Below are 17,949 nucleotides of genomic sequence, written 5' to 3' on the forward strand. Positions count from 1 at the left end.
CGGGGACGGGCCGGTGCGGGACGAAGAGCGCGGCACACGGGAGCTGCCGGCCGAGGGCGGACACCGCCTTCCTTGCCCGAGCGGCGCCGACAGCCTGGGCGACGACGGCCCCGGCGGTTCCCGACGCATGGCGGACGGCATCGACGGCATCCCCGAGCAGGCCCGGCCGCATCCCCAGGAGGACACCGTCGACACCACGGCGACCGGCCTCCTGGACGACGGGCGGCGTGATGTGCAAGGTGCCGTGCAGGGTGCGCCTCCGGCAGGGCGGGCCGGGGTCTTCCCGATGCCGACGGAGGCGAGGGCTCGTGGAAGGGCAACGGGCGGGACGATGAGCGAGCACGAGCGAAACGCAGAGGACGGCGTGGCGGGCGCGAACAACACGCCGGTCCCGCGGCACGACCCCCAGGACCGCAGCGGGGCACGCGCCCTGTTCGTCGAGCTGCGCGCGCTGAAGGACGGCAGCCCGGAGTACGCGGAGCTGCGCAACAGGCTGGTCCGGATGCACCTGCCGCTCGTCGAGCACCTCGCGCGCCGCTTCCGCAACCGCGGCGAGCCGCTGGACGACCTCACCCAGGTCGCCACCATCGGCCTGATCAAGTCGGTCGACCGTTTCGACCCGGACCGCGGGGTGGAGTTCTCGACCTACGCGACTCCCACGGTCGTGGGCGAGATCAAGCGCCACTTCCGCGACAAGGGCTGGGCGGTGCGGGTGCCGCGGCGCCTGCAGGAACTGCGCCTGGCTCTCACGACGGCCACGGCCGAGCTCTCCCAGCAGCACGGCCGCTCCCCCACGGTCCATGAGCTGGCCGAGAAGCTGGCCATCTCGGAGGAAGAGGTCCTGGAGGGCCTGGAGTCCGCCAACGCGTACTCCACCCTGTCCCTGGACGTCCCCGACACCGACGACGAGTCCCCGGCGGTGGCGGACACCCTCGGCGCGGAGGACGAGGCGCTGGAGGGCGTCGAGTACCGGGAGTCACTCAAACCGCTGCTCGAGGACCTCCCCCCGCGCGAGAAGCGAATCCTCCTTCTCCGCTTCTTCGGCAACATGACCCAGTCGCAGATCGCCCAGGAGGTCGGCATCTCCCAGATGCACGTCTCCCGCCTGCTGGCCCGCACCCTGGCCCAGCTCCGGGAGAAGCTGCTGGTGGAGGAGTAGGCCCAGGAGCCGCCCCAAGCGGCGGTTCCGTCACGGGTCCAGGCTTCGGGGCTACGGATTCGAGGCGGGCGACATCCACTTCGGGCCGACGTCACCGCTCGCCACCGCGCGTCGGCCTCGGGCCGGGTAGCAGGCCGGAGGCCGTCAACCGCGTCCGCCCTACGACCCCACCGGCGCTCCGAGGCCACGGTTCGACGGCTCGCCGCCAGCCACCCCCTCAGAGTTCCCGCCCTCAGCCGACAGCCGCACACCGGACCGCCAACTGCGGCCCCCACCGGAACCGCACTCGCCGCCCCGGCCGACAGCTGCGACGCCCACCGGCCCCCGCTCGCCCCCCTCAGGCGCCACCGCCCCGGCCGACACCCGCGCACCGACCGACAGCTGCGGCACCCCCCGGCACCGCACTCGCCGCCCGCACCTGGGTTCCACGACGATCGCCCGCCGCCCTCGGCCACGGATCTGCCCGACGCCCGCGCGGGAGCGGGAGCGGGGAGCGGGGAGCGGGGAGCGGGGAGCGGGGAGCGGCTGCAACGACTCGACCCGACCAGGCAGCCGCCGTGAGCCCTACGGCCGTTGCCCGCCACCTCGGCCGGCAGCACTGTCGGCACTCGGAGCCGAGAGCCGCGGCTTGCCCACCGGGCGGCGCACCCAGACCACGCCCCTACCGCTACTGCTTGCCGTCCTGTGCCCGTCCCGGGCCCCTGATGCCGAGGGCCTGGGTCGTCGCCGGGTTGATCAGGAGGATCAGCGCGGCCACCGCGACGACCGCGAGGGCGATGCCGGCCGGGATCGCCACGCTGTCGGCCTGGAGGAGGTTGTAGGCGACGGGCAGGGCCATGATCTGGGTGATGACGGCCGGCCCCCGGCTCCAACTGCGCCGGGCCAGCAGTCCGCGCGCGGCGAGGAGCGGCAGCAGTGCGAGGACGATCAGCGTGACACCCCCGGTGACGGCCGACTGCCGGTCGTCCGGGTCACCGGCGAGGCCCTCCACGAGCATCCAGGCGCCTCCCACGACGAGCGCGAGCCCTTCCAGCGCGGCCAGGGCGGCGGCGTACGTCAGGCGCCGCGGGCGCGGACCGGCGGTCTCGGGGATGGCGGGGGTCTGCTCGCTGCTCACCCAAGAAGAGTAGCCCTCACCCCCCAAGCCCCGCGGGTGAGGCGCGGGCAACGCACACCGCCGCGCTCGGGTTGCCTCACGCCCCCGTGGCAAGGTTCACGCGCCGAAGTCTTACGTGATCCCTACCTCGGCCTGTGCCCGGTACCACCCAGTAGGTACGCTGCAACCCATGCGTGCACTTCTCGTGGTCAATCCGGCGGCAACCACCACAAGCGCACGTACGCGCGATGTCCTGATCCACGCGCTCGCGAGCGAGATGAAACTGGAAGCGGTCACCACCGAGTACCGCGGCCACGCGCGCGACCTGGGCCGGCAGGCCGCGGAGAGCAAGGACATCGACCTGGTCGTGGCACTGGGCGGCGACGGCACGGTCAACGAGGTCGTCAACGGCCTCCTGCACGCCGGCCCCGCCCCCGAGCAGCTCCCCGGCCTCGCCGTGGTCCCCGGCGGCTCCACCAACGTCTTCGCCCGCGCCCTCGGCCTGCCCAACGACGCCGTCGAGGCCACCGGCGCCCTCCTGGACGCCCTGCGCGAGGGCAGCGAGCGTACGGTCGGCCTGGGTCTGGCCTCCGGTACACCGGGCACCGAGGACGAGGCCGTCCCGGGACGCTGGTTCACCTTCAACGCGGGGCTCGGATTCGACGCCGGTGTGGTCGGGCGGGTCGAGCAGCAGCGTGAGCGCGGCAGGAAATCCACCCACGCTCTCTACGTCCGCCAGGCACTGCGCCAGTTCTTCGGCGAGGCGCACCGCCGCCACGGGACGATCACGGTGGAGCGTCCGGATGCCGAGCCGGTGACCGATCTGGTCCTTTCCATAGTCTCGAACACCTCTCCATGGACCTTCCTCGGCAATCACCCGATGTACGCGTCACCTAAGGCCTCGTTCGATAAAGGCCTCGACGTACTCGGTCTGAGCCGTATGACGACGACCGCGATCACCCGATATGGCACCCAGTTGCTCACTTCGTCCCCCGAACGCGGCCCCCATGGCAAGCACGCCGTGTCCCTGCACGACCTGGACCAGTTCACCTTGCATTCGAAGGTGCCCCTGCCCCTCCAGATGGACGGCGACCACCTCGGGCTGCGTACGAGCGTGACGTTCACAGGCGTACGCCGTGCACTGCGTGTGATTGTGTGAGCAGAAGGGGCTAAAGTCCTTTCACTCGAACGTTTAGGCCAGGGTCCACCCCATGGAAGTACGGCTGTGACCTAGTCGACACCGAGGAATCAAAAAAAACTTTCCGGAAGGGGTTGTATCCGCCGCTGAGGTTTGCGAGTCTCTACGTGGCGGTCGGGACAGCCCGCAACACTAGCGTCCACAGACCACCGGAACCCCTCTTCAATCCACAGGACCACGCCGGGGAGACTCGGCGGACGGCCCTTCACTTGTTGAGGGATTCGTGAAAGCGTTCACATTCACAAGCAACTTGCATGTAATACCAAGGAGAGGTAGCAGCCATGGACTGGCGTCACAACGCCGTTTGCCGCGAGGAAGACCCCGAGCTCTTCTTCCCCATCGGCAACACCGGTCCTGCGCTGCTGCAGATCGAGGAAGCCAAGGCCGTCTGCCGTCGCTGCCCCGTTATGGATCAGTGTCTGCAGTGGGCGCTCGAGTCCGGTCAGGACTCCGGCGTCTGGGGTGGTCTCAGCGAGGACGAGCGTCGCGCCATGAAGCGCCGTGCCGCCCGCAACCGGGCCCGTCAGGCCTCCGCCTGACACACCCGCCCCGCACAGCCTGAGCTTGGCGGCGCGTACACCGCGTACGCTTCTCCCGCCCCGAGCCGCAGCGCGCAGTACCCCCGATGCGCAGCAACCGCTGGCAACGAGCATGTGAGCCCCGGACCCCTGAACGGTCCGGGGCTTTTTGCTGTGCCCACACCCCGGCCGGGGCGCGGATCTACTTGTGCGCCAGCACCGGTACGTCCAGGATCACCCGGGTGCCGCCCTCCGGTGCCGGGACCATGTCGAACGTACCGCCCAACTCGCCCTCCACCAGCGTCCGTACGATCTGCAGGCCCAGGTTGCCCCCGGTGTGCGGGTCGAAGCCCTCGGGCAGACCGACGCCGTCGTCCTGGACGGTCACGAGGAGGCGGGCCTCCTTGGTGGTGCCGCCGCGGACGGCCGAGACCTCGACCGTGCCGGTCTCGCCCTCGCGGAACCCGTGCTCCAGGGCGTTCTGCAGGATTTCCGTCAGGACCATCGACAGGGGGGTGGCGACCTCGGCGTCCAGGATGCCGAAGCGTCCGCTGCGCCGGCCGGTGACCTTGCCCGGGGAGATCTCGGCGACCATCGCGAGCACCCGGTCGGCGATCTCGTCGAACTCCACGCGTTCATCCAGGTTCTGAGACAGCGTCTCATGCACGATCGCGATGGAGCCGACCCGCCGTACCGCCTCTTCGAGGGCCTCCCGGCCGCGGTCGGACTCGATGCGCCGGGCCTGGAGGCGGAGCAGGGCCGCCACCGTCTGGAGGTTGTTCTTCACCCGGTGGTGGATCTCCCGGATGGTCGCGTCCTTGGTGATCAACTCGCGCTCGCGTCGGCGCAGTTCGGTCACGTCCCGCAGCAGGACCAGCGAACCGATGCGGGTGCCCTTGGGCTTGAGCGGAATCGCCCGGAACTGGATGACCCCGTCGCGCGCCTCGATCTCGAACTCACGGGGCGCCCAGCCGCTGGCGACCTTGGCGAGTGCCTCGTCCACCGGGCCGCGGGTCGGAGCGAGTTCGGCGGTGGTCCTGCCGAGGTGCTGGCCGACGAGGTCGGAGGCGAGGCCCATGCGGTGGTACGCGGACAGGCCGTTCGGGGAGGCGTACTGGACGATGCCGTCCGCGTCCAGCCTGATCAGCCCGTCCCCGACGCGCGGGGCGGCGTCCATGTCCATCTGCTGGTTGGGGAACGGGAAGGAGCCGGCCGCGATCATCTGCGCCAGGTCCGACGCGCTCTGCAGATAGGTCAGTTCGAGTCGGCTCGGGGTGCGCACGGTGAGCAGGTTGGTGTTGCGCGCGATGACACCGAGGACGCGCCCCTCCCGTCGTACCGGAATCGACTCGACACGGACCGGGACCTCCTCGCGCCACTCCGGGTCGCCCTCGCGCACGATCCGGCCCTCGTCGAGCGCCGCGTCCAGCAGGGGGCGGCGGCCGCGCGGGACGAGGTGGCCGACCATGTCGTCCTGGTAGGAGGTGGGGCCGGTGTTGGGCCGCATCTGGGCGACGGAGACATAGCGGGTGCCGTCGCGGGTGGGGACCCAGAGAACGAGGTCGGCGAAGGAGAGGTCGGAGAGCAACTGCCACTCCGAGACCAGCAGATGCAGCCACTCGAGGTCGGAGTCGTCGAGGGCGGTGTGCTGGCGGACCAGTTCGTTCATGGAGGGCACAGGTGCGAGCGTACCTGGGGGTATGTGAGTGACCTAAAAACACCGGGCCTGAGAACACCCGCGGGCCGCGGCGCCTGGGAAGGACCCTCAACCTTCCCGGCACCGCAGCCCGGAGCAATATCGGCCGTGGGGTGTGCGGTCCCGGTCGGCCGAGATGAGGACCCGGGGCAGTCAGGGCAGAGAGCTCCGGTTCCTCGGTCCGCCTTCCTGTGCGGGGAAGACGGAAGTCACGTGTTCAATTGTGGACTAGACCACTAGGTGTGTCCATGCGTTGGAGCCTGTTTGTTGTTGGAGCTTTCCCTCACGGGAGTCACCTAGTCGGACGCCCTAGCAACCACCACGCAGCCTAGCCCGTGTGGGTTCATGTGCGGGGCCAGATGGCCATGGCAATTTCCGCGACCGCCTCCAACTCCTCCCGGCTCGCGCCGTCGCGCGCCTGCTGGGACATGCCCTGGATGACCGCGCCGGCATGCCGGGCGAGCGCGGCGGCGTTGGTTCCGGCCGGCAGCTCACCTGCGGCGATCTCCGCTCTTATGCGGCTCTCCAGGGCGGCGATGTTGGCGTTGCGCCGCGCCCGCAGCGACTCCTCGACTCCGGGGGTCGAGCAGTTTGTGGCGGCATGGATCACCAGGCAGCCGTGCGGGCGGCCAGGAGCCGTGTACTCGGCCGCGGCCTCGCGCAGCGTCCGCTCCACCGCGGCTCTGGCGGTGGGCTCCTCGGCGAGCGCCCGGTCGCCGAAGGAGCCGTACCGCTGTCCGTACTCCCGGACGACCTCGTCGAACAGGGACCGCTTGTCACCGAAGGCCGCGTAGAGGCTGGGAGCCCCGATGTCCATGACGCGGGTGAGGTCGGAGACGGAGGTCGCCTCGTACCCGTGCTCCCAGAAGGCCAGGATCGCCTTCTCCAGCGCGGTCTCGCGGTCGAAGGAGCGGGGACGGCCACGCGGCCTGGACGTCCCGGACGCCTTGGGGGCGGGCTTGACCTGCGCTTCGGTGTCCTTGCTGCTCACCATGGAGTGAATTGTATAGCGGGTGCTAGAGAAAGTTCCGGCCCCTGTTGTACGGTCTTTCTGTAGCGACCATTAGACAACATGAGGGGGCGCCGACATGGGCGTGCTTGCGGGCAGGACAGCTCTGGTCACGGGTGCGAGCAGGGGCATCGGACGAGGGATCGCCGAGCGGCTGGGGCGGGACGGCGCGCGGGTCGCGGTGCACTACGGCAGAAGCGAGACGGCGGCGAAGGAGACGGCCGCCGCGATCGAGGCGTCCGGCGGCTCCGCCTTCACGATCAGGGCCGAGCTGGAGACACCGGGAGCCGTCGAGGCCCTCTGGGAGCAGTTCGACCGGCACGCGGACGGGCTGGACATCCTGGTGAACAACGCGGGCATCGGCAGCTCACGCCCCATCGAGGAGATCGACGAGGAGGAGTACGACCGTCTCTTCACGGTGAATGTGAAGGCACCGTTCTTCCTGGTCAAGCAGGGCTTGATACGACTGCGCGACGGTGGCCGGGTCATCAACGTCTCGTCGGGACTCGCCCGCACCGCGGCCATGCCGCACAACATGGCCTACGCCATGACGAAGGGCGCGCTGGACGTGTTCTCCCGAGACCTGTCCAAGGTGCTGGGCGCCCGGGGCATCCGGGTCAACTCGGTGGCACCGGGCCTGGTCGACACGGACAACACCGCCGACTTCCTGCACGGCACCGAGGGCGGCTGGGCGCAGGCGGAGGCCTATTCGGCGCTCGGGCGGGTGGGGACACCGGCCGACGTCGCGGACGTGGTCGCCTTCCTGGCCTCGGACGACGGGCGGTGGGTGACCGGGAGCTGGGTGGACGCGACGGGAGGTTCGATGCCGTGAGCCGCCCGGCAGGGCTCAGTGTGTCTCCGTCACCTTCGCGAGTGCCCGCGGTGCGTCCGGGTCCTGGCCGCGGGCGAGGGTGACCTCGTAGGCCAGGAGCTGGAGAGGAATGATCTCCAGGACGGGCTGGACTTCCTCGGCGACGTTCTCGGTCGGCAGGACGAAGCCGGCCGAGGCCTGCTCGACCTGGCTCCGGGGACCGACCACGACCAGGTCCGCACCCCGGCCGCGCAGCCGGTCGAGGACGGGCTGGAGGGCCTCGCCGCCCTTGCCGTCGGTGACGACCGCGATGACCGGCGAGACGTTGTCGACCATGGCGAGGGGCCCGTGCAGCAGGTCGGCACCCGAGTAGGCGAGCGCGGGGATGTAGCTGGTCTCCATCAGCTTGAGAGCGGCTTCCTTGGCGGTGGGATAGCCGTAGCCGCGGGAGGTGATCACCATGCGCTCGGCGAAGCGGTAGCGGGCGGCGAGGGCGCGGACCTCGTCCTGCCGGGCGAGCAGTCCGGCGGCCAGGTCCGGCAGCACCTGGGCGGGAGCGCCGTCCCCGCCGCGCAGACCTTCGACGAAGAGATAGAGGGCGAGGAGGGAGGCCGTATAGGTCTTGGTCGCGGGCAGGGCCTTCTCCGGCCCGGCCATGATGTCGACGTGGTATTCGGAGACACCCGCCAGCGGGGAGTCGGGGTTGTTGGTCACCGCGAGGGTGAGGGCGCCGGCCTCGCGGGCGGCCCGGGTCGAGGCCACCAGGTCCGGAGAACCGCCGGACTGACTGACGGCGACGACCAGGACGTCGCTGAGATCGGGGCGGGCCCCGTAGGCGGTGGTGGTCGACATGGAGGTCAGGCCGCAGGGCAGCCCGAGGCGCACTTCGAGGAGGTATTTGGCATAGAGGGCGGCGTTGTCGGACGTGCCGCGGGCGGTCAGCAGGACGAAGCGGGGCGCGCGGGCGGCGATCTCCTGGGCGACCTGGCGGATCGCCGGGGCGCCCTCGTCCAGGATGCGGCGCAGGACGGCGGGCTGTTCGGCCATTTCACGGGCCATGATCCGGCCGGGCGGTTCGCTCTGGGGGTCGGGTGTCGTGACGGTGGTCATGGCCTCTATTCCACTCCCCCTTCCGCTCCCCCGCGTGGAATGGGGCCTGTCCGAGATGTGGAGCGGTGATGGCTTTCGTGGACCTGGGCCGTGGAACCCGATTCTGTTAGATTGGTCTAAACCACTCAGACCGTTTCTCCAGATCAGACCGTTTCCTCAGATCGGCAGGCCCAGCGTGGAAGTTGTCATCGTTCCGGATGCCAAGGCGGGTGGCGAGCTCATCGCCGGGGCCATGGCCCAGCTGCTCCGGCGCAAGCCCGACGCCCTGCTCGGCGTGGCGACCGGCTCGACCCCGCTGCCCGTCTACGAGGCGCTGGCGGCCAAGGTGCGGTCCGGTGCCGTGGACGCCTCGCGGGCGCGGGTAGCCCAGCTCGACGAGTACGTGGGGCTGCCGGCCGAGCATCCGGAGTCCTACCGTTCGGTGCTGCGGCGCGAGGTGCTGGAGCCGCTGGGGGTGCCGATGTCCTCGTTCTTGGGGCCGGACGGGACGGCGGAGGACATCCCCGGCGCCTGTGAGGCCTATGACTCGGCGCTGGCCGATGCGGGGGGTGTGGACCTGCAGTTGCTCGGGATCGGGACGGACGGGCACATCGGGTTCAACGAGCCGTGTTCCTCGCTGGCCTCGCGGACTCGGATCAAGACGTTGACCGAGCAGACCCGGGTGGACAACGCGCGGTTCTTCGAAGGGGACATCTCGCAGGTGCCGCACCATGTGATCACTCAGGGGATCGGGACGATTCTCGAGGCCCGGCATCTGGTGCTGCTCGCCACGGGTGAGGGGAAGGCCGACGCGGTGGCGGCGACGGTGGAGGGACCGGTGGCCGCGGTGTGTCCTGCTTCGGCGCTTCAGCTGCACCCGCATGCGACGGTCGTGGTCGACGAGGGGGCCGCTTCGAAGTTGAAGCTGGCGGACTACTTTCGGCACACCTTCGTCAACAAGCCTGACTGGCAGGGGATTTAGGACGAGTTCCCGGCGGCCCCCGGCGAAGACAGGTGCCGGTTCCCTCGAAAGGGAACCGGCACCTGTCTGCCGTAGGAGCTACTCCCCCGCGATGATCTCCGCCGCCGCCCTTCCGCAGACACGGGCCGCGCCGTGGGTCGCGATGTGCAGGGCTCCGCGGGCGGGGGCCTGAGGGAGGCCCATTTCGATCACGATCGTGTCGGGGCGGGTTCTGAGGACGGTGTCCAGGGCCGCTCCCATCCAGGGATGGCGGTGTTCGTCGCGCACCACGGCCACGATGCGGCGGGGGCCGGCTGCGGCCAGGGTGGCGAGGCCCGCGTCCTCGCCGGCGAAGCTGCCCGTTTCCGTGCCCGGGATCAGACGGGCGAGTTCGGCGGCGACGCCCCAGGGCGTCTCGTCGCCGACGGCCACATTGGCCACCGGGGTGAAGGCGGCGACGTAGGGCGCCGCGGTGAGGGGGGTGAAGCCGTCCGCGCCGGTGATGCGCAACGCCCTTCGGGCCGAGCGCAGTCCCACCTCCTCGTCGGCCGGCAGCTGCGCGTCGGCCGCGCCGGCCGCCGTCCAGTGGGCCAGCGTGCGGACGCGCTCCGCCGCTTGCGCGAGCCGCTCCTCGGGGAGTTCGCCCGAGCGCACCGCCGAGACCAGGGCGTCGCGCAGGCGCCGTACCGTCTCGTCGTCGGCCAGGCCGCCGCCCACGCAGATCGCGTCGGCGCCGGCGGCGATGGCCAGGACGCTGCCACGCTCGATGCCGTAGGTGCCGGCGATGGCCTGCATCTCCATGCCGTCGGTGACGATGAGGCCGGTGTAGCCGAGTTCGCCGCGGAGCAGGTCGGTCAGCACCTTGTGGGACAGGGTTGCCGGGCGCTCCGGGTCCAGGGCGGGGACCAGGATGTGGGCGGTCATCACCGCGCGGGTGCCGGCGGCGATGGCCGCGCGGAAGGGCCGCAGTTCCCGCTCCAGCAGGACCGACTCGTCCACGTCGATGCGCGGCAGTGCGTGGTGGGAGTCGATCGCGGTGTCGCCGTGGCCCGGGAAGTGCTTGGTGCAGGCCGCCACGCCCGCCGACTGGAGGCCGGTGACGTAGGCGGCGGTGTGGCGGGCGACCAGCTTCGAGGAGGCGCCGAAGGAGCGTACGCCGATCACCGGGTTGGACGGGTTCGAGTTCACGTCGGCCGAAGGGGCCCAGTTGAGGTTGACCCCGCAGGCCGCGAGACGGCGGCCGAGTTCCGCGGCCACCTCCCGTGTCAGTTCCACGTCGTCCACCGCGCCGAGGGCGTGGTTGCCGGGGAAGGACGAGCCGGTGCGCACCTCCAGGCGGGTGACGTCACCGCCCTCCTCGTCGATGGCCACCAGGACGTCGTCGCGTTCGGCGCGCAACTGGGCTGTCAGGGCGGCCAGTTGTTCCGGCGAGGCGATGTTGCGGCCGAACAGGCCGACCGAGGCGAGGCCCTCCCCGAGGCGGCGCAGCAGCCAGTCGGGGGCGGTGGTGCCGGTGAAGCCGGGCTGCAGGACGGTCAGCGCGTCGCGGGTCAGCGTGTCTGTGCCGCTGGCGAATGTCGTCATCGGGGGGCGTTATCCCTTCACGGCGCCCGCGGTGAGGCCCGCGGCCATCTTGCGCTGGACGAGGAGGAAGAGGACCACGATCGGCACGGCCATCATGGTGGAACCGGCCATCATGGGGGCGTATTCGGTGCCGTGTTTGGTGGTGAAGTTGCCGAGCCAGACGGTCGCGGTCTGGTTCTTCTGGCTGAGCAGCATGAGGGCGTAGAGGTACTCGTTCCAGGCCTGGATGAAGGCGTAGACCGAGGTGGCGACCATGCCGGGGGCCAGCAGCGGGAAGACCACCCGCAGGAAGGCGCCCGTGGGCGAGCAGCCGTCGACCATCGCCGCCTCCTCCAGCTCCTTGGGGATGTTGACGATGAAGCCGCGCAGCGTCCACACCGTGAAGGGGAGGATGAAGGTCAGGTAGGTGATGATCAGGCCCGACAACTTGTCGTACTGGTCGAGGTCGTTGAGGAGCAGGAAGACCGGGATGATCATCGCGACCAGGGGGACCATCTGGACCGCGAGGATGCCCACGATCACGACCTTGCGGCCGCGGAAGGCGAAGCGGGAGATGGCAAGGGCGGCCAGGGTGCCGACCACGACACCGATCGCCACGACCGCCAGGGAGACGATCAGACTGCGGCCGACCGGGCCCCAGAAGTCGGCGATGTCCAGTGCGCGGCTGAAGTTGCTCAGCGTCAGCCCCGTCGGCAGCAGGCTCGGGTCCGGGTCGATGGCGTCCTTCGCCGGTTTGAACGCGGTGTTCAGCATCCAGTAGACGGGGAAGCCGGCGGTGACGAAGACGAGGAGACCGAGGAGGTTCCAGCCCGCCTTGGACTTCCGGGGCCGCGAAGTGCGCCCCGAGCCGCTCCCTGACCTCGCGACGGCGTCCATGATGGTCATTCGACCTCTCCGATCTTCAGCATCTGGCGCATGTAGACGGCGACGACCCCGAGCAGCAGGAGCACGGTGATGAGGGCGATCGCCGAGCCCTGCCCGTAGTCGTTGACCACGAAGGCGCGGTCGTACGAGTACGTCGTCAGGATCTGGAACTCCGGCTCGGGGTGGCCGCCCCGCATGACGAACACCTGGGGGAAGACGCCCATGTCCCAGATGACCGAGAGGGTCGTCAGCATCACGATGAGCGGCTTGAGGATGGGCAGGGTGACGTACCGGAAGATGCCCCACGCGCCCGCGCCGTCCAGCCAGGCCGCCTCCTCCAGTTCGGCCGGGACCTGGGTGAGCCCGGCGCTCAGAGTGATCACGACGAAGGGCACCGCGCCCCAGACCACGAGCAGCATGATCACGGCCAGGCCCTGGGGACCGCTCGCGAACCAGTTGTGGCCGATCATCTCGACCCCGGGCAGCTTGCTGAGCAGCGCGTTGAGGATGCCGTAGTCCGCGTCGAACAGCCACTTGAAGACCGTGGTGGCGACGATGATCGGCATGCCCCAGCTGGCCACCAGTGCGATGTTGACGAGGGTCTTCACCCAGCCGGAGACCCGCTGGAGCAGCAGCGCGATCAGCATGCCGGCGACCATTGTGAAGATCACGCAGCCGGCCGCGAAGACGACGGTCCGGACGACGACCGCCCAGAACTCGCCGTCGTCGAGCACGCCCGTGAAGTTGTCGAATCCGATCCAGTCCGCGGGCAGGAAGCCCCACAGCTGGGACTGTCCGAACTTCTGGAAGGACAGCGTGACCAGGCGGACCAGCGGATAGCCGAGGACCAGCACCAGGATCAGCAGACAGGGGGCGAGCAGGAGCCAGGGGGTGGCGTTGAAGGTCCGCTTTCTGCGCGGCAGGACCGGCCTGGACGGCGGTGGTACCGACATCGGCGGCGGCACCTCGGTGGGGGTGGTCGTGTCTGCGGCACTCATGGCGTGCTCCTCAGCGGTCCCTCTGGTCGTACGAGAGCGTTGCCCGCACGGTCCGGTCGTACGAAAGCGAAGCCCGCACGGTCGTACGGGAAGCAGGGCCCCGCCGGTCTCAACGGGGCCCTGCCTGCGGTCACTTCGTGTTGATGACCTTGTCGATCGCGGCGTCCGCCTCCTTGGCGGCGGCCTCGACCGACTTCTTGCCGGTGCCGATGTTCTGCAGCATGTTCTGCAGGACCTGCGCCTTCTCGACCTGGCCCCAGCCGGGCGCCATGGGGACGAACCAGTTGGACTCGGCCGCGGTGGCCGGGACCGCGGTCGCCGGGTCGTTCTTCAGGGTGGCGAGGTCGGTCTTGTTGTTGGGCAGGTTGCCCTTGGCCATCAGGCCCTTCTGGCCGGAGGGACCCACGAAGGCGTTGATCCACTCGGCGGCGACGGCCTGCGCCTTCGACTTCACCGGGACGGCGAGGTCCGAACCGCCCAGGAAGACGGGGAGGTTCTTGCCGGACGGGCCGGGCATCACGAAGTTCTCGAGGTTGCCCTTGAGCTTGCCGGTCTTGTCGTTCTTCGGGTCGGCGGAGGTCGCGCCCTCCCAGGCCGCGCCGAAGATCATGCCGGACTTGCCCTGGCCGTAGACGATGTAACGGTCGTTCTCGTCCTTGGTCTTGTCGCCGTGCATGTACTTGTCGACGACGTTCTTGAACTCGGTCAGGCCCTTGAGCGACTCCGGCGAGGAGAGGTTGCCCTTCCACTGGCCGCCGTCCTCCTTGGCGATGGAGCCGCCGGCGTCGTAGACGAAGGACATGGCCGCGTACCAGTCACGGGTGGGCTGGTACCAGGCGGAGAACTTGTCGCCCTCCTTTTTCTGGACCTTGTCCAGGGCGGCGGTGAGCTCCGCGTAGGTCTTGGGCGTTGACTTGACGCCGACCGAGGCGAAGAGGTCCTTGCGCCAGTTGCCGACGCGGCCACCCGCGTAGTAAGGGACGCCGTAGGTCTTGCCGTCGTAGGACACCGAGGCCTTGAGACCGTCGAGCCAGGCGGACGAGTTGGTGAACTTCGATGTGTCCAGGGGCGCGAAGGCGCCCTTGACCATGTAGCCCAGCATCTCGGTGTTGCCCATCTCGACCACGTCGGGGGCCTTGTCGGTGGCGAGGACCGCGTCGAGCTTGGTGTTCTTGTCCGGCCAACCGTAGTACTCGTGGTTGATCTTGATGCCGGGGTGCTTCTTCTGGACCGCGGCGTCCGCGGCCTTCACCAGCCCGGGCCAGTTGTTCTGAGCGTCGACGGTGAGCCAGACGGTCAGCTCCTTGGCGTCCGCGCCGCTGTTGTCCGAACTTCCGCTGTCGCTGTTCCCACATGCCGCGACGGAGACCACCATGCCCGCGATACCGATCGCGGCTGCCAGCTTGCGCTTCACGCCACCCTCCTCAGGGATGCCCACACCTCCCGCCCACAGGCCGGGACCTGGACCAATGGTGTAGACCAGTAGGGGGAGCTTGGACCAGACCACGAAGCCTGTCAAGGGCCCGCGAAATCGCTCTGACCAGCCGTTATGCGAGCTACATATGCAGGAACCATTAGTAAAGAAGCCAGCGAAAACAGCGGCGCCGGAGTACTCTCGTCCGCTAGACCACTTACCTCGGTGGACTAGACCAAAAGAGACGGCGACGGTATACAGAAGGGATCACGATGTGATCCGCATCCGGAGCCGGGAAGGCAGACCATGAGCAGCGACGTCAGCAGTGCGGAGACCGAGGGCGGGGCAGGCGTCCGTACCGCGCGCGTGCCCAAGTACTACCGCCTGAAGAAGCACCTGCTCGACATGACGGAGACCCAGTCGCCCGGCACGCCGGTACCGCCCGAGCGCACGCTCGCCGCCGAGTTCGACACCTCCCGGACCACGGTGCGCCAGGCCCTGCAGGAGCTCGTGGTCGAGGGCAGGCTCGAGCGCATCCAGGGCAAGGGCACCTTCGTCGCCAAGCCGAAGGTCTCGCAGGCGCTGCAACTCACCTCCTACACCGAGGACATGCGCGCCCAGGGTCTCGAACCCACCTCGCAACTGCTCGACATCGGCTACATCACCGCCGACGACCGTCTCGCCGAGCTCCTCGACATCACCGCCGGCGGCCGGGTGCTGCGCATCGAGCGCCTGCGGATGGCCAACGCCGAGCCGATGGCCATCGAGACGACCCACCTCTCCGCCAAGCGCTTCCCGGCCCTGCGCCGGTCACTGGTCAAGTACACGTCCCTCTACACGGCATTGGCCGAGGTCTACGACGTCCATCTCGCCGAGGCCGAGGAGACCATCGAGACTTCCCTGGCCACCCCGCGCGAGGCGGGCCTGCTCGGCACCGACGTGGGCCTGCCGATGCTGATGCTGTCCCGCCACTCGTCCGACAGGACGGGCGAGCCGGTGGAGTGGGTGCGGTCGGTGTACCGGGGCGACCGGTACAAGTTCGTGGCCCGCCTCAAGAGGCCTGTCGACTAGTCCTTTCCAGTACCGCACGCGGTGTAGCGCAACCGCACATCCTGCTCTACGGTCCTTCCGACTCCGTCTGGACGGGAGGACCGCCTCGTGCGTACCGCGAACGTCCGAACCATCGTCATCTGGACCCTCGTCGCCCTGGTCGGCGCCGCCGGCTGGTCCGTGCTCGCGCTCGCCCGGGGCGAGGACGTCTCCGCCGCCTGGATGGTCGCGGCCGCCCTCGGGTCGTACGCGATCGGCTACCGCTTCTACTCGAAGTTCATCGCGTACAAGGTCCTGAAGGTCGACGCGACCAGGGCCACCCCGGCCGAACGCCTCAACAACGGCATCGACTTCCACCCCACCGACCGCCGTGTCCTGCTCGGCCACCACTTCGCCGCCATCGCGGGCGCCGGACCGCTCGTCGGCCCGGTGCTGGCCGCGCAGATGGGCTATCTGCCCGGCACGGTCTGGATCATCGCGGGCGTCATCTTCGCGGGCGCGGTCCAGGACATGGTGGTGCTGTTCTTCTCCACGCGAAGGGACGGACGCTCACTCGGGCAGATGGCCCGCGAGGAGATCGGCCCCTTCGGCGGCGCGGCCGCGCTGATCGCCGCCTTCGCCATCATGATCATCCTGCTCGGCGTACTGGCCCTCGTCATCGTCAACGCCCTGGCCGCCTCGCCCTGGGGCACCTTCTCCATCGCGATGACGATCCCGATCGCCCTGCTGATGGGCTTCTATCTGCGGGTACTTCGCCCCGGCCGGGTCGCCGAGGTCTCCCTCATCGGCGTAGGACTGCTGCTGCTCGCGCTGGTCGCGGGCCGCTGGGTGGCCGAGTCCTCGTGGGCCGGTGCCTTCACCCTCGCGCCCTCGACGCTGGTCGTCTGGCTGGTGGCGTACGGGTTCATCGCCTCGATCCTGCCGGTGTGGATGCTCCTGGCGCCCCGCGACTACCTCTCCACCTTCATGAAGATCGGCACGATCGCCCTGCTCGCCCTCGGTGTCGTCATCGCACTGCCGACGCTGAAGATGGACGCGGTGACGGACTTCGCCTCGCGCGGGGACGGTCCGGTGTTCGCGGGCTCGCCGTTCCCCTTCGTCTTCATCACCATCGCCTGCGGGGCACTGAGCGGCTTCCACTCCCTGATCTCGAGCGGTACGACGCCGAAGATGATCCAGAAGGAGACGCAGGTCCGGATGATCGGCTACGGCTCCATGCTGATGGAGTCGTCGGTCGCGATCATGGCCCTGGTCGCGGCGAGCATCATCGACCCGGGGCTGTACTTCGCGATGAACGCGCCGGCCGGTGCGATCGGCACGACCGTCGAGAACGCCTCGCAGGTCGTGACCGGTTGGGGCTACTCCATCTCCCCCGCCGAGCTCGCCCAGGCGGCGAAGAACGTCGAGGAGGCCACCCTGCTCTCCCGCACCGGCGGCGCCCCGACCCTCGCCGTCGGTGTCTCGGAGATCTTCTCCAAGGTCACCGGCGGGAGTCTCAGGGCCTTCTGGTACCACTTCGCGATCATGTTCGAGGCACTGTTCATCCTGACCGCGCTGGACGCGGGCACGCGCGTGGGCCGGTTCATGCTCCAGGACATGCTGGGCAACGTCTACCGGCCGTTCAGGAACATCAGTTGGAAGCCAGGCCTGGTCCTGACCAGCGCGATCGTGTGCGCGCTGTGGGGTTACTTCCTGTGGGTGGGCGTCCACGAGCCGCTCGGCGGGATCAACCAGCTCTTCCCGATCTTCGGCATCTCCAACCAGCTGCTCGCCGCGGTCGCGCTGGCCGTCTGCACCACGCTGCTGGTGAAGTCGGGACGCCTCAAGTGGGCCTGGATCACCGGGATTCCGCTCGTCTGGGACGCGACCGTGACGCTCACGGCCAGCTTCCAGAAGGTGTTCTCCAGTGACCCCAAGGTCGGCTTCTTCAAGCAGCGGTCCGTGTTCCAGGACGCCATCGACGACGGCAAGGTCCTGCCGCCCGCCAAGAGCATGGACGACATGCACACCGTGGTCACCAACTCCACGGTCGACGGCGTCCTCACGGCCGTCCTCGCCTTGCTGATCGTGGTGGTGATCGCCGACGCCCTGCGGGTCTGCGTCCGGCACCTGCGCCGTCCCGCGCTGTCCACGCTCAGCGAGGCGCCGTACGTCGAGTCGAAGATCCTGGCCCCCGCCGGTCTGATCCCGACCCGGAAGGAAAAGGAGGAGGCACGGGATGCGGTCACTCCGACGGGCGTTTAGGGCCGTGCGCTGGTACGTCCGTGAACTGACCGACGAGTCGGCGTACGACCGCTATGTCGCGCATGTGCGCCGGGACCACCCGCAGGCGCCGGTGCCGACCCGGCGGGCGTTCGAACGAATGCGGACGGAACGTCAGGAAGGAGATCCCCGCCAGGGCTTCCGCTGCTGTTGATGCCGCTGTCGATGCTTCACAGAATCGACATACCGATATGCGGACGAGGTCTTCCGCTCACCTGACACCGTGACCTAGATTGCCTG

Annotated in this window: 16 protein-coding genes; 8 read left to right on the plus strand and 8 right to left on the minus strand. The window is 69.3% G+C overall.

What is annotated here, in order from left to right:
- Window positions 1–13: 13 nt before the first annotated feature.
- Window positions 14–1,159, plus strand: coding sequence for an RNA polymerase sigma factor SigF (locus ACIBJB_RS25685; RefSeq protein ID WP_398934003.1), 1,146 nt, complete (start codon window positions 14–16; stop codon window positions 1,157–1,159).
- Window positions 1,160–1,826: 667 nt separating this feature from the next.
- Here the strand turns inward: ACIBJB_RS25685 and ACIBJB_RS25690 are convergent.
- Window positions 1,827–2,276: a hypothetical protein gene (locus ACIBJB_RS25690; RefSeq protein WP_326664532.1), complete on the minus strand. Its 450-nt coding sequence runs from the start codon at window positions 2,274–2,276 to the stop codon at window positions 1,827–1,829.
- Window positions 2,277–2,445: 169 nt separating this feature from the next.
- On the opposite strand from ACIBJB_RS25690, the gene ACIBJB_RS25695 reads away from it, so the two are divergent.
- Together ACIBJB_RS25695 and ACIBJB_RS25700 are read left to right on the plus strand one after the other, a co-directional pair.
- On the plus strand, window positions 2,446–3,414 hold the full coding sequence (locus tag ACIBJB_RS25695) for a diacylglycerol/lipid kinase family protein (protein ID WP_398933472.1): 969 nt from the start codon (window positions 2,446–2,448) through the stop codon (window positions 3,412–3,414).
- Between the two features lie 320 nt (window positions 3,415–3,734).
- Window positions 3,735–3,992: a WhiB family transcriptional regulator gene (locus tag ACIBJB_RS25700; protein ID WP_006142322.1), complete on the plus strand. Its 258-nt coding sequence runs from the start codon at window positions 3,735–3,737 to the stop codon at window positions 3,990–3,992.
- A 181-nt stretch (window positions 3,993–4,173) separates the two neighbouring features.
- Here ACIBJB_RS25700 and ACIBJB_RS25705 read toward each other — a convergent pair whose 3' ends face one another.
- Both ACIBJB_RS25705 and ACIBJB_RS25710 read right to left on the minus strand, forming a co-directional pair.
- Window positions 4,174–5,640, minus strand: coding sequence for a sensor histidine kinase (locus ACIBJB_RS25705; RefSeq protein WP_398934005.1), 1,467 nt, complete (start codon window positions 5,638–5,640; stop codon window positions 4,174–4,176).
- A gap of 370 nt (window positions 5,641–6,010) precedes the next feature.
- On the minus strand, window positions 6,011–6,661 hold the full coding sequence (locus tag ACIBJB_RS25710) for a TetR/AcrR family transcriptional regulator (RefSeq protein WP_398933473.1): 651 nt from the start codon (window positions 6,659–6,661) through the stop codon (window positions 6,011–6,013).
- A 94-nt stretch (window positions 6,662–6,755) separates the two neighbouring features.
- Between ACIBJB_RS25710 and ACIBJB_RS25715 the strand changes: the two genes are divergently transcribed.
- On the plus strand, window positions 6,756–7,508 hold the full coding sequence (locus ACIBJB_RS25715; protein ID WP_398933474.1) for an SDR family oxidoreductase: 753 nt from the start codon (window positions 6,756–6,758) through the stop codon (window positions 7,506–7,508).
- 15 nt (window positions 7,509–7,523) lie between these two features.
- Here the strand turns inward: ACIBJB_RS25715 and ACIBJB_RS25720 are convergent, their stop codons facing one another.
- Window positions 7,524–8,597: an SIS domain-containing protein gene (locus tag ACIBJB_RS25720; RefSeq protein ID WP_398933475.1), complete on the minus strand. Its 1,074-nt coding sequence runs from the start codon at window positions 8,595–8,597 to the stop codon at window positions 7,524–7,526.
- Window positions 8,598–8,772: 175 nt separating this feature from the next.
- On the opposite strand from ACIBJB_RS25720, the gene nagB reads away from it, so the two are divergent.
- Window positions 8,773–9,558 (plus strand): glucosamine-6-phosphate deaminase, encoded by a 786-nt coding sequence (gene nagB / locus ACIBJB_RS25725; protein WP_398933476.1) that lies wholly within the window; start codon window positions 8,773–8,775, stop codon window positions 9,556–9,558.
- 78 nt (window positions 9,559–9,636) lie between these two features.
- Here nagB and ACIBJB_RS25730 read toward each other — a convergent pair whose 3' ends face one another.
- The 4 genes from ACIBJB_RS25730 to ACIBJB_RS25745 all read right to left on the minus strand — a co-directional run bounded on the left by ACIBJB_RS25730 (window position 9,637) and on the right by ACIBJB_RS25745 (window position 14,397).
- On the minus strand, window positions 9,637–11,121 hold the full coding sequence (locus ACIBJB_RS25730) for a glycoside hydrolase family 3 protein (protein ID WP_398933477.1): 1,485 nt from the start codon (window positions 11,119–11,121) through the stop codon (window positions 9,637–9,639).
- Window positions 11,122–11,130: 9 nt separating this feature from the next.
- Window positions 11,131–11,997, minus strand: a complete 867-nt coding sequence (locus ACIBJB_RS25735; protein ID WP_398934007.1) for a carbohydrate ABC transporter permease — start codon at window positions 11,995–11,997, stop codon at window positions 11,131–11,133.
- A 5-nt stretch (window positions 11,998–12,002) separates the two neighbouring features.
- Window positions 12,003–12,983: a carbohydrate ABC transporter permease gene (locus tag ACIBJB_RS25740; RefSeq protein ID WP_398933478.1), complete on the minus strand. Its 981-nt coding sequence runs from the start codon at window positions 12,981–12,983 to the stop codon at window positions 12,003–12,005.
- A 130-nt stretch (window positions 12,984–13,113) separates the two neighbouring features.
- Window positions 13,114–14,397: an extracellular solute-binding protein gene (locus tag ACIBJB_RS25745; RefSeq protein WP_398933479.1), complete on the minus strand. Its 1,284-nt coding sequence runs from the start codon at window positions 14,395–14,397 to the stop codon at window positions 13,114–13,116.
- 306 nt (window positions 14,398–14,703) lie between these two features.
- Between ACIBJB_RS25745 and ACIBJB_RS25750 the strand changes: the two genes are divergently transcribed.
- From ACIBJB_RS25750 to ACIBJB_RS25760, 3 genes are all read left to right on the plus strand, one after another.
- Entirely contained in the window at window positions 14,704–15,468 is a 765-nt protein-coding gene (locus ACIBJB_RS25750) for a GntR family transcriptional regulator (protein ID WP_057612201.1), read from the plus strand.
- Window positions 15,469–15,555: 87 nt separating this feature from the next.
- Window positions 15,556–17,691, plus strand: coding sequence for a carbon starvation CstA family protein (locus ACIBJB_RS25755; RefSeq protein ID WP_398933480.1), 2,136 nt, complete (start codon window positions 15,556–15,558; stop codon window positions 17,689–17,691).
- The gene (locus ACIBJB_RS25760; protein WP_398933481.1) at window positions 17,666–17,863 is read left to right on the plus strand and encodes a YbdD/YjiX family protein; all 198 of its coding nucleotides are present in this window, start codon (window positions 17,666–17,668) and stop codon (window positions 17,861–17,863) included. Before ACIBJB_RS25755 ends, ACIBJB_RS25760 begins: the two co-directional genes overlap by 26 nt.
- Window positions 17,864–17,949 lie beyond the last annotated feature (86 nt).

This window comes from Streptomyces sp. NPDC050759 (assembly GCF_044456945.1).
Lineage (GTDB): Bacteria > Actinomycetota > Actinomycetes > Streptomycetales > Streptomycetaceae > Streptomyces.

What these genes read in the sequence shown, in the direction of transcription:
- ACIBJB_RS25695 (WP_398933472.1), top strand. Translation starts at nt 2,446, where the DNA reads ATGCGTGCACTTCTCGTGGTCAATCCGGCGGCAACCACCACAAGCGCA.
- ACIBJB_RS25700 (WP_006142322.1), top strand. Translation starts at nt 3,735, where the DNA reads ATGGACTGGCGTCACAACGCCGTTTGCCGCGAGGAAGACCCCGAGCTC.
- ACIBJB_RS25705 (WP_398934005.1), bottom strand. Translation starts at nt 5,640, where the DNA reads ATGAACGAACTGGTCCGCCAGCACACCGCCCTCGACGACTCCGACCTC.
- ACIBJB_RS25710 (WP_398933473.1), bottom strand. Translation starts at nt 6,661, where the DNA reads ATGGTGAGCAGCAAGGACACCGAAGCGCAGGTCAAGCCCGCCCCCAAG.
- ACIBJB_RS25715 (WP_398933474.1), top strand. Translation starts at nt 6,756, where the DNA reads ATGGGCGTGCTTGCGGGCAGGACAGCTCTGGTCACGGGTGCGAGCAGG.
- ACIBJB_RS25720 (WP_398933475.1), bottom strand. Translation starts at nt 8,597, where the DNA reads ATGACCACCGTCACGACACCCGACCCCCAGAGCGAACCGCCCGGCCGG.
- ACIBJB_RS25730 (WP_398933477.1), bottom strand. Translation starts at nt 11,121, where the DNA reads ATGACGACATTCGCCAGCGGCACAGACACGCTGACCCGCGACGCGCTG.
- ACIBJB_RS25735 (WP_398934007.1), bottom strand. Translation starts at nt 11,997, where the DNA reads ATGGACGCCGTCGCGAGGTCAGGGAGCGGCTCGGGGCGCACTTCGCGG.
- ACIBJB_RS25740 (WP_398933478.1), bottom strand. Translation starts at nt 12,983, where the DNA reads ATGAGTGCCGCAGACACGACCACCCCCACCGAGGTGCCGCCGCCGATG.
- ACIBJB_RS25750 (WP_057612201.1), top strand. Translation starts at nt 14,704, where the DNA reads ATGAGCAGCGACGTCAGCAGTGCGGAGACCGAGGGCGGGGCAGGCGTC.
- ACIBJB_RS25760 (WP_398933481.1), top strand. Translation starts at nt 17,666, where the DNA reads ATGCGGTCACTCCGACGGGCGTTTAGGGCCGTGCGCTGGTACGTCCGT.